The sequence below is a fragment of the Sphingobium xenophagum NBRC 107872 genome, from assembly GCF_000367345.1.
GTDB classification, from domain to species: domain Bacteria; phylum Pseudomonadota; class Alphaproteobacteria; order Sphingomonadales; family Sphingomonadaceae; genus Sphingobium; species Sphingobium xenophagum.
Genome location: NZ_BARE01000081.1, coordinates 1 through 10273, shown reverse-complemented (window position 1 = coordinate 10273; position 10273 = coordinate 1). Strand labels below are relative to the sequence as shown.

The window sequence follows — 10273 nt, the reverse complement described above, 5'->3', positions numbered from 1 at the left end:
GCCAAGATACCGTGGCAAGGGGGGGCCGGTATGGTGCCAGCCGGCTGCGTCTCCGCTGGCAATGGCCCCTGCGGTTCTCGAAGCAGCGCGGGCCAGGGGCTTTACCATCTTCCCCGATCAGAATGGCGCTCGCGAAGAAAGTGCCGGCGGCTTTGCCATGATGAATCAGATCATCAAGAACGGCCAGCGCAACAACATGGCCAAGGCCTATCTGTACCCGGTGCTGAGCAAACCCAATGTCACCCTGCTTACAGCCACCCATGTCGACCGGGTGATTGTCCAGAACGGTCGCGCTATCGGCGTCGAGATTGCGACGCCATCGGGACCGCGCAAGGTTCTGGCGCGTGAGGAAACAATCCTGTGCGCCGGAGGGATCAACTCGGCGAAACTGCTGATGCTGAGCGGCATAGGCGATGAGAGGGAACTGGCTGCCGTCGGCATCAAATCGGTCGTGCATTCGCCAGATGTCGGCGCTCACTTCCAGGATCACATTCTGCATGGCGGCTGCCTGTGGGAAGCTCCGAATGCCTTCGAGCTACGCAATAGCGGCGCGGAAGTGGCCGGCTTCTGGAAGTCCCGGTCCGATCTCGACCGGCCAGACATCAACATCGTTCAGATCGAACTCCCCTACGCGAGTGAGGTCATAGCGAAGAATTACGCCCCGCCGCCCACATCCTGGGCGCTATGCGCCGGCCTCGTCGCGCCTAAAAGCCGGGGCAAGATGCGCCTGCGCTCGTCCAACGCTGCCGACCGTCCGCTCCTCGACGCGAATTTCCTGTCGCATCCCGATGATGTCGAGGCGCTTGCCGCCGGCATCGAACTTGCTCGTGATCTGGGTAATTCTGCCGCGCTCAAGCCTTTCGCGAAGCGAGAAGTGGTCCCGGGGCGCAAGCTCGAGCGAAACGATATGGCCAATTTCATCAAGGACGGTGCGACCACCTATTTTCATGAGGTCGGGACATGCCGGATGGGCAAGGACGGCAATGCCGTCGTCGATCCTAAGTTGCGCGTAAACGGTTTGACGGGCCTGCGCGTTGCCGACGCCTCCATCATGCCGCGCATTCCTGGCGTCGCAACCATGGCGACATGCGTGCTCATCGGCGAACGCATGGCCGAAATCATCTCGCCTAAGGCCTGAGCCGGCGAAATTCGCAACGGAGGTAAATATGGAAACCCAATTGGTGATCGGCAATGTCGCGGCGAACGCGGAAGGCGGGCGCACGTTCGAGCGGCGCAATGCATTAACTGACGAGATTGTCACGACAGCTGCTGCGGCAAGCGTTGCTGATGCCAGCCGTGCAGCTGATTCCTCGCAGGCCGCATTCGGGGCCTGGTCACACACCGGGCCCACAGAACGCCGAAGGCTCCTGCTCAAAGCGGCGGATATCCTCGAGGCTATGGTCCCTGATTTCGTACCGGTCATGGCGCAGGAGATCGGCGCGTCCGAACTTTGGGCCAGTTTCAATGTGATGGCGTCCGCCAACCTGATCCGCGAGGCCGCGAGCCTCGTCACCCAGATCCAGGGCGAGACAATCCCGACCGACAAGCCGGGCACATTGTCCATGACGTTGCGACAGCCGGTGGGCGTGGTGCTGAGCATCGTTCCATGGAACGGCCCCGTCATCCTGGCGGCCCGAGCGATCGCCTATCCGCTCATGTGCGGCAACTGCGTGGTATTCCGTGCATCGGAGGCTAGTCCCAGGACCCACGCGCTGCTGGCTCAGGCCTTCTACGAGGCCGGCTTCCCCAGCGGTGTCCTGAATTTCGTGACCAACGCTCCTGAAGATGCGGCCGACGTAATCGACACCCTGATCGCGCATCCTGCCATCCGCCGCATAAACTTCACAGGCTCTACGCGGGTGGGACGCATCATCGCGCAGAAGTCTGCGACCCATCTGAAGCGGTGCCTTCTTGAATTGGGCGGCAAGGCTCCCTTCGTCGTCCTGGACGACGCGGATATCGAGGGCGCCGTGAATGCGGCGATCTTCGGCAGCTTCCTGTACCAAGGGCAAATCTGCATGTCGACGGAACGCTTCGTAGTCGATGAGAGTGTCGCCGATCAATTTACTACGCGCTTCGCCGAACGCGCAGCCGCCCTTCCGGCCGGTGATCCTGCGGCCGGTCCGGGATGTGTCGTTGGACCGATGATTGGGCGGGCTTCGGGCCAAAGGATCAATAGTCTCGTCGAGGACGCTCTTGCGAAGGGCGCGAAGATTATCGCAGGCGGCTATGCCGACGGAGCGACCATGCCCGCCACGATCGTCGATCATGTGACGTCCCAGATGGAAATCTATGACGAGGAGACGTTCGGTCCGGTCACCACGATCGTACGCGTGAAAGGCGTCGAGGAGGCGGTGAGGGTTGCGAACGACACGGCATATGGTCTGTCCGCAGCGGTGTTCGGGCAAGATGTTACCCGCGCGCTGGATGTCGCTCGTCGTATCGATTCGGGCAGCGTCCACATCAACGGCGCAACCGTCCAGAACGAGCCGCAGGCGCCTTACGGAGGCATGAAGAACAGCGGTTATGGCCGGTTCGATGGCCGCGCTGTCGTTGACGAGTTTACCGAGCTCAAATGGGTCACGATCGAACCGGCCGGCCAGCCGTACCCATTCTGATCCCCTTGGGCGCGGTTGGCCGCGCCCAAGGGCAAGCCATCAAAATCCAAAAAAACCACGTGCGATGCCGTTCGAGGGGTGAGGCCGCACGTCTATCCGGCCGCGCGCTCCACCTCGATGCGGGCGGCACGCGCATCCTGTTGAAGACGGGGATCGCAGCCGGGTTCGGCGCGGTCTTCGGCACGCCGATCGCAGGAGCGGTCTTCGCGCTCGAAGTGCTGGCGATCGGCCGCGTTGAATATTCCGCGCTGGTGCCTTGCCTTGTTGCAGCGCTGGTCGGCGATTGGACGTGCCTCGCCTGGGGTATCCATCACGGTGTCTACCCGATCGGTGCGTTGATACCCGTCGATGCGCTGCTCGTGACGAAGGCAGGTGTTGCGGGGATCATATTCGGACTGGTCGGTCTGGCCTTCGCCGAAGCCAACCACGTGGTCGGGGGATGGCTCAAGCGGATCGTTCCCTATGGTCCACTACGTCCAGTGATCGGCGGGGCCGTCGTTATCGCGCTCGTCTTCCTATTCGGCACGCGCGACTATCTGGGCCTGGGTGTCCTGGCAGCGGGGCCCGACAGCCTTACCATCGCCAGCTTCTTCGGACCGGACACGCATCCGTGGAGTTGGGCGATCAAGCTGCTGTTTACCGTCGTCACGCTCGGCGCGGGTTTCAAAGGCGGTGAAGTCACGCCGTTGTTCTTCATCGGCGCAGCGCTCGGTAACGCGCTGGCGCCTTTCTTGGGCGTGCCGACGGGCCTGTTCGCCGCGATCGGCTTTGTCGCGGTGTTTGCCGGGGCCGCCAATACCCCGCTCGCCTGCACCTTCATGGGAATCGAACTGTTCGGCGCCGCCTATGCGGTGCCGATCGCCGTCGCCTGTTTCGTGGCCTATCTCTGCTCGGGCCACAACGGCATCTACCTGTCGCAGCGCGTTGCGATACCCAAGGTGCCGGCAGACGGTCTGGCGCCCGATGCGACACTGCGCGAGACACGTACACGCCGCACAGCACTTCGCGCGCAAAACCGCGTGTCGTGAGTTGATGGCTTAACCTGATCCTCCAGATACGTCGGGCGCAGCCTTCGGATCGGGGTCCTGTGCCTTGCCCTTCGCGGCGCCCGGCTGCTTCGTGCTCATGGCAGTCAGATAGGCGACGATCGCCGGTACGTCGGCTGCGGCGACGGGTGCCTTGTAGACCTCGCGCATCTTGGTGACCTCCGCGGTCCACTGGTCGCCAGAGAGTGGTGGCTGGTTCAGCGCCATGCTCGCCGAATGACACGACGTGCAGTTGGCATTGATGACATCGGCATGCGGGCCGGCGGGATATTGACCTTCGTCGGTCGGAAGATCGACCGAGGTGGACGCCAGCGAAAAGCCGCGCGCCGAGACGCTTGGCGGCGGTGGTGCAGTCGGGGCCGCAGGCGGCGGGGCGACACGGCTGTTCGGGGAACCGATCGCAAGCAGCAGAACGACGGTCGCGCCGACGAACCCGAACGACAGCGTGCCGATGGAAGGCGTTTTCACAGGCGTTGCTCCTCAGCCGACGACGATGTTGGTGGTTTCGATGTTGCCGCGCATGAAACCGCCCGGGTTCCAGATCGGCGTCATCGGCTGCGCGATGCCGGCGGTGTTCCAGCAGCGCGACATCAGCCTGGTCGGGCCCGCATGCGTGAGCGGCACCTGCGCGTCCCAGCGGCGGAAACTGTATTTGCCGTGATCGGGGCCGAGCACTGTCTTGTACCAGGTCTTGCCGTTGTCGGTCGACACATCGACCTTGGCGACGCCGCAATCGCCCCCCATCGCAATGCCGCCCAGCGGGATTGACCGGTCGAACGCGATTGCCTGCCCTTCGTCGAGGCTCGTGACCCAGCTGCGCGGGATCATCTTGTTGATGGGCACGGCCGGGAAATCCTTCTGGCCAGGCCGCACGTTCGCGCCTGGAGTGTCAGGGATCTTGTACGCCTTGGCCATCCAGTAACCGTCGTCGGGTGCGGCGAGCACCTCGATGTCGTTCAGCATCTTGACCCAATAGGTCGAATACCAGCCGGGTACGATCAGCCGGACCGGGAAGCCGTTGAGGAGCGGCATCTGTTCGCCGTTCATCCCGAAGGCGAGCATCACTTCGCCGTCGCGTGCGTGGTCGATCGACAGCGACTTGGCGAAATCCGGTCCACCCGCGACCACCGGCTGGTCGAGCGCACCGAACCGTACCGCGACCGCGCCCGGCTTCACGCCGGCGATGTCGAGCACGTCGCGTAAGCGAACGCCGAGCCATTTGGCGTTGCCCATCGCCCCGTGACGCCACTGCGCACCCGCCACCGGAGGCTGGAACAACGCCCGCGAATTGCCCGAGCATTGGTTGATCGCCGCCAGCTCGACGCGTGGCAACTTCAGCAGTTGCGCGAGCGAGATCGACAGCGGCCGCGTGACCGCGCCGTGCACCTTGATCCGGAACGCCTCGACATCGATCGCGGTCGGAATGTCAGCCCAGTGCCAGCGGACGAAGAACTGGTCGTTTGGCGTGAAGACGTCGCCATTGAACACGCTCATCGGCGTTTCCAGCAAAGGCGGGTGGATACGCTGGAGGATCATGTTGCCCTTGCCGGGGAACGCACTGGTCATCGGCCGTTCCGACGGACCGCCCGGCAGGTGCAGATCGACCATGCTCTGCGCCAGCGCGGGTGCGGCGATCAGCGCGCCGCTGCCGATCGCGGCCTCTGCGAGAAAGCGACGGCGGTTCGTCGCCTGCGCCAGTTTCATATCCAGGCTGTCCACCAACATTCTCCCGTTTCTGTCATGTTCTGTATGCGCGACCCGTCCGCCGGTCTGCCCGGTACGGGTCGATCAGATTCGCCGGTTCGATCCGGCAGGACGATCGGTTTGGCCCATCAATTGGCTTGGGCAATGCAGGGCGACACGAACAGGTTGCCGCGCCAGCCGCCCGCGACCGTCTTGGCGCCGACCAGCAGCCACATTGCTGCGAGCGCCACTGTGAGGACAGTGCCGACGATCCCGAAAAAGCCGAGCTGAAGCGTCGTGCCGAGCTTGAAGGTGGCGACCGTGGAGACGCCAAGCGGGAAGGTATAGCCCCACCAGCCGAGGTTGAACGGAATGCCCGCGCGCCAGTAGCGGATCGTGATCAGCGTCGCGAGCGCCAGCCACCACAGACCGAAACCCCAGAGCAGCAGCCCGGCAATCGTGCCAATCCCCTGCGCTACCGCGCCGATCTGCCCCAGGCCGTTGGCGGCGAGGATCGCGGGCGCGTTGCTGCCGAGCACCAGCATCCCAAGCGCGCCGGTGCCAATCGGACCGAGCGCGAGCCAGATCGAGGCGGCCATGCTCTCGTGCGGCAGCTTGTGCAGTGCCATCCGCAGGATCAGGATCGCGAGGATGCCGAACGCGACCGGCACTGAATAAGCCCAGAGCACATACGACGTTGCGAGCACGACGAACTGGTGATGCGCGTCCGCCAGATGCGGGGCGAGCAGGCCGCCGCTCGCACCTGCGACCTCCGCCGCGACCACCGGCAGCAGCCACACCGCGGTCATGCCGTCGAGCGAATGTTCGTGCCGAGTAAACATGAGGTAGGGGATCGCTACACCGCAGGCGAGCGACATCGCGACGTCGATCCACCACAATGTCTCGGCGATCGGGATCACGCCAGCGCCGAACCGCGGCAGGCCGAACGCCAGGAACCCGTTGATGATCGTCGCCAGCCCCATCGGGATCGTGCCGATGAACATCGACACGGTGTTGTGCCCGAAGATCCGCCGCGCCTCGTGTCCGAACATCGTCCAGCGCGCGGTGTAGAGCCCGGCGAACAGCGTGAAGAGCGCGATGTTGAAGTACCACAGCGCCTCGCCGACCGGGTGCAGCGATGCGCCGACGCCCGGCACCTGCGGCAAGGCGAGCGCGAGAATGCCGGTGCCCATCGTAGCGGCGAACCAGTTGGGGGTGAACTGCCGGATCATCTCGCGCGGGGAGTCGAGCCGGCTGAGGGGCTTCAGGCCATCGAGAACGGGTTTCAGATCGGCGGTCACTTGCCAGTCTCCTTGATGAGATCGGTCAGCGCATCGGCCGCCCGCGTTCGATACCGCTCTTTATGGCGCAGCGCGTAGAACGGACGCCGCGGCAGACCGAGCGGCAGATCGTGCAACGTGCCGGCCGCGATTGCAGGTGCGACGACATGCTGCGACAGCACCGCGACGCCCGCCCCGGCCTCGACCGCGCTACGTACCGCCTCGTTCGATGGTAGCATCAGCGCCACGGTGAGGTCCGACGGATCGACGCCGCGCTGGCGCAGCACCTCCTCGAACGACGAGCGCGTGCCCGATCCCTGCTCGCGGACGATCCAGCGTGCGGCGCGGATCCAGTCCTCGTCGATCGTGTCGGCTGCGCGGTCGCTTACCAGCACCATGCGGTCGTTCGCGACCGTCCAATGCGCGAGCGCGGGCTCGTCGATCACACCCTCGACGAAGCCGAGCTCGACCGCACCGTCGAGCACGCGCGCCGCGGCCCCCTCGGTGTTGTCGATCGCCAGTTCGATTGAGATCGCGGGGTAGCGCGCATGGAACGCGGCCAGCTGGCGGGGCAGCCAATAGCCCGCGATCGTCTGGCTTGCGACTAGCCGCAGAGTGCCGCGCTCCAGTCCTGCATATTCGGCCAGTGCAAGTTCCGCGCTGGCGGCACGGCCAAGCACTGCGCGTGCGTCGACCAGAAACATGCGGCCCGCTTCGGACAGTTCGATCCCACGGCCGACCCGGTGGAACAGCGGCACGCCGTGCCGGGCTTCCAGCGCGGCGATGGCAGCGCTTGCGGCTGACTGCGTCACATTGAGCGCTTCGGCCGCGCGCGTCATGTGCTCGCGCTCAGCGACACCGACGAAAATCCTGAGTTGTTCCAGGGTCATGCCCGATCTCCTTGCCCCAATGATAGGGAAAGGAGATCAATCGCACCAACCAAAGATTACGGTCATTCCAATCAGATATACCGATCGGTCATTTCAGAATGTCGATAACCGCCTCACGTTCTTCGACCAGTTCGGCAATCGTGCGATCGAGCATCGTTCGCTGGAATGGATCGAGGATCAGTCCTTCGATACGCGCATACCCACCGCTTTTGCAGTGCACCGGCACGCCGCACACCAGCCCTTGCGGGATACCGTAGGAGCCATCTGACACCACGCCCATCGACACCCAATTGTCGCCTGCGCCGTGCACCCAGTCGCGTAGATGATCGATCGCCGCATTTGCTGCCGACGCGGCCGAGGACGCATCCCGTGCTTCGATGATCGCGGTTCCGCGCTGCGCAACGGTGGGGATCAACGTTTCGCGGTACCAAGCCTCGTCTCCAATACGGTCGGCGAGCTTTTGGCCATCGAGTTCGGCATTTCCCCAGTCGGCAAACATCGTCGGCGAATGGTTTCCCCAGACGACGAGCTTTGTAATCGCATCGACACCGACACCCGCTTTGGCCGCAAGCTGTCCCTGCGCGCGGTTGTGATCGAGGCGGATCATCGACGTGATGTTTTCGGCAGGGAAACCCGGTGCGCTTTGCGCAATGATCCAGGCATTTGTGTTGGCGGGATTACCGACGACCAGGATCTTGGCGTCGCGTTTGGCCACTGCGTCCAGCGCTGCGCCCTGCGTCTTGAAGATCGCTGCGTTGGCAGCGAGCAAATCACGGCGCTCCATGCCCTTCGAGCGGGGACGAGACCCGACCAGCATGGCCGCATCGATGTCCTTGAAAGCCACCATCGGATCATCAGTAATGATCACATCTGCCAGCAGCGGGAACGCGCAATCCTCCAGTTCCATGACCACGCCGCGTACTGCGTCCATCGCCTGCGGCACGTCGAGCAGTTGAAGGATAACGGGCTGGTCCGGTCCGAACACATCACCCTGCGCGACCCGGAAGAGCAGCGAATAGCAAATTTGTCCTGCGGCACCGCTGATCACGATCCTGACGGGGGGCTTGGTCATTTTGGAAAGGGCTTTCGTTGGGAGATTACAGACGGTGTAAGACCGATCAACGCGCCGCCAGGGCAAGCGCTGCATCGCGCCCGGATGGCACTAGATTGGCGAGACCTTTTCCTGATCTTACGGCACCAGGAACGTAGATCAGGCTTTGCACATCCGTACTGATCGGGATCGTCGACGCGGTGGTGTACGTCAGCGTGTCGATCCCAGCGACCTTGTTGGTTCCGGCCAGGCTGGCATAGATCCTCGTACCATCGCCCGACGGCCAAACCGCGGTCGGAGCCGCTTGTAGCGGGATGGTTGTCACAGCCTCCAGGCTGTCGGTTCTATAGACCTTGATTGCAGGTTGATCGCCGCCAACGCTGACATAGGCAAAGGAATCGTCCGCGCGCTGAGCGAAGTTGACCGCGCCCGTTGCTGGACCAGTGTTTATCACTTCGCGTACCGCAAACGGCGGTTTGGCAGCAAAGACCGTGGTCGTGCCGCTCTCGCGGCGTGTTGCCCAGATCTGTTTGCCATCTGGCGAGACCGCGATTGCTCCCGCACCTGCACCGTTGCTGGCAACGTGTCCGACGACGCGCCGATGCTCGACGTCGACAACCAGGATGGACGGCCTTTCAGTAAGCGATACAAAGGCATAGCGTCCGTTTGGCGACAGGATGGTCGCGCCTGCTCCGCCACTTGCTGGTACGCGGGTGATCTCCCGCGCGGTCTTAGGATCCACGACCGCGATGGCATGTTCATCGCCGAGCGAAACCCAAAGTTCGTGCCCATTGGGCGTAAACGCGACGGCGGTAGGAGACGTCTGGAACACGGTCCGGCCTCGTTCCGTGTTCGTGGCCAGATCTACGAGCGTCACACTGTGCTGCGCTAATGCCGATACCGCCAGGGTCCGCCCGTCACGCGTTGCAGCCAGGTGCTGGACTTTGGGGCTGGAAAAGCTGGGCTCAGCTATCGCGCTTTTGGCGAGGTCGATGCGTCCCAGTTCGTTGCCCGCTGCAGGATCGATGACAACGATCTTCGTCGATGTCGGGTCAGACACATAGATCCGGTCATGATGGCTAAGGTCGATATCAGCCTTCGACCACGGTGCCTGAACCGCCTTGATATCGTAGGGAAAGTCGTCCGCCGCAGGTGCAGCCCAATAGGCCTGAGCGATCGCCGGGACTGGCGCTACGGAGGCCAACATCGCGGCAACCAAAACGATCGCAGCTTTCATCGTTCGATCCTCATCGCGGATCCGGCGGGTGATCGTGCCAGTCCGATGCCGCTAGATCGACCGATATGTCCCCTGCGTCCAACGCATGGTCGCGATGGTTTCAATACGAAAACGCGATTATAGATCGCCGACCGTTCCTGTTAAATGATTGGAATGACCGTGGTTATGCGTTGGACCGACCGCCCCGCCGCAATCATCTATCCTGTCACGCTCGGCATTCATCGAGACGCGCGGAGACTTCCTCATGGCAACACAGCCGATCTACGATCTCGCTACCGAGACACTCGTTGCTCCTAAGCCTGTGCGTCGACATCTCGCAATCGTGCCGGATGCAGGCAATTATGACGAGCTGGAAAGAACGGCTCCAGGCATCGCATCGCGCGGCGTCCATCCTGCCACGTTGGGCTTGCTCGTCGGCGTGTATGCAGCAATGTTGCTGACTTTCTGGACCTTCTTCGCACGTGATGC

The 10273-nt window shown here is 63.2% G+C and carries 9 protein-coding genes and 1 pseudogene; 4 read left to right on the top strand and 6 right to left on the bottom strand.

Going from position 1 to position 10273, the window contains the following annotated elements; genetic code table 11:
* From SX1_RS23255 to SX1_RS23250, 3 genes and pseudogenes are all read left to right on the top strand, one after another.
* Window positions 1–1138, top strand: a 1138-nt coding sequence (locus SX1_RS23255; protein WP_043146260.1) for a GMC family oxidoreductase, incomplete at its 5' end; no start/stop codon positions are given.
* 28 nt (window positions 1139–1166) lie between these two features.
* The gene (locus SX1_RS21045) at window positions 1167–2618 is read left to right on the top strand and encodes an aldehyde dehydrogenase (RefSeq protein WP_019054682.1); all 1452 of its coding nucleotides are present in this window, start codon (window positions 1167–1169) and stop codon (window positions 2616–2618) included.
* Between the two features lie 8 nt (window positions 2619–2626).
* Window positions 2627–3646: pseudogene (locus SX1_RS23250) on the top strand (chloride channel protein); the annotation flags it as partial.
* A 9-nt stretch (window positions 3647–3655) separates the two neighbouring features.
* On the opposite strand, the gene SX1_RS21035 reads toward SX1_RS23250, so the two are convergent.
* The 6 genes from SX1_RS21035 to SX1_RS23245 all read right to left on the bottom strand — a co-directional run bounded on the left by SX1_RS21035 (window position 3656) and on the right by SX1_RS23245 (window position 9805).
* Window positions 3656–4132, bottom strand: a complete 477-nt coding sequence (locus tag SX1_RS21035; protein WP_019054680.1) for a hypothetical protein — start codon at window positions 4130–4132, stop codon at window positions 3656–3658.
* 12 nt (window positions 4133–4144) lie between these two features.
* Window positions 4145–5368, bottom strand: coding sequence for a molybdopterin-dependent oxidoreductase (locus SX1_RS21030; RefSeq protein WP_037535048.1), 1224 nt, complete (start codon window positions 5366–5368; stop codon window positions 4145–4147).
* A gap of 128 nt (window positions 5369–5496) precedes the next feature.
* Entirely contained in the window at window positions 5497–6648 is a 1152-nt protein-coding gene (locus SX1_RS21025) for a TDT family transporter (RefSeq protein ID WP_019054678.1), read from the bottom strand.
* Complete coding sequence (locus SX1_RS21020; protein ID WP_019054677.1) at window positions 6645–7517, bottom strand: LysR family transcriptional regulator; 873 nt, start codon at window positions 7515–7517, stop codon at window positions 6645–6647. The genes SX1_RS21025 and SX1_RS21020 overlap by 4 nt, the downstream gene beginning before the upstream one ends.
* Before the next feature lie 88 nt (window positions 7518–7605).
* Window positions 7606–8589 (bottom strand): malate dehydrogenase, encoded by a 984-nt coding sequence (locus SX1_RS21015; RefSeq protein WP_019054676.1) that lies wholly within the window; start codon window positions 8587–8589, stop codon window positions 7606–7608.
* 46 nt (window positions 8590–8635) lie between these two features.
* Complete coding sequence (locus tag SX1_RS23245; protein WP_019054675.1) at window positions 8636–9805, bottom strand: YncE family protein; 1170 nt, start codon at window positions 9803–9805, stop codon at window positions 8636–8638.
* A 244-nt stretch (window positions 9806–10049) separates the two neighbouring features.
* Here SX1_RS23245 and SX1_RS24395 point away from each other — a divergent pair.
* On the top strand, window positions 10050–10273 hold a 224-nt coding region (locus SX1_RS24395), incomplete at its 3' end, for a hypothetical protein (protein WP_157410340.1).

Coding starts and splice junctions, on each gene's coding strand:
- SX1_RS21045 (WP_019054682.1), top strand. CDS start 1,167: ATGGAAACCCAATTGGTGATCGGCAATGTCGCGGCGAACGCGGAAGGC.
- SX1_RS21020 (WP_019054677.1), bottom strand. CDS start 7,517: ATGACCCTGGAACAACTCAGGATTTTCGTCGGTGTCGCTGAGCGCGAG.
- SX1_RS21015 (WP_019054676.1), bottom strand. CDS start 8,589: ATGACCAAGCCCCCCGTCAGGATCGTGATCAGCGGTGCCGCAGGACAA.
- SX1_RS23245 (WP_019054675.1), bottom strand. CDS start 9,805: ATGAAAGCTGCGATCGTTTTGGTTGCCGCGATGTTGGCCTCCGTAGCG.
- SX1_RS21030 (WP_037535048.1), bottom strand. CDS start 5,368: ATGAAACTGGCGCAGGCGACGAACCGCCGTCGCTTTCTCGCAGAGGCC.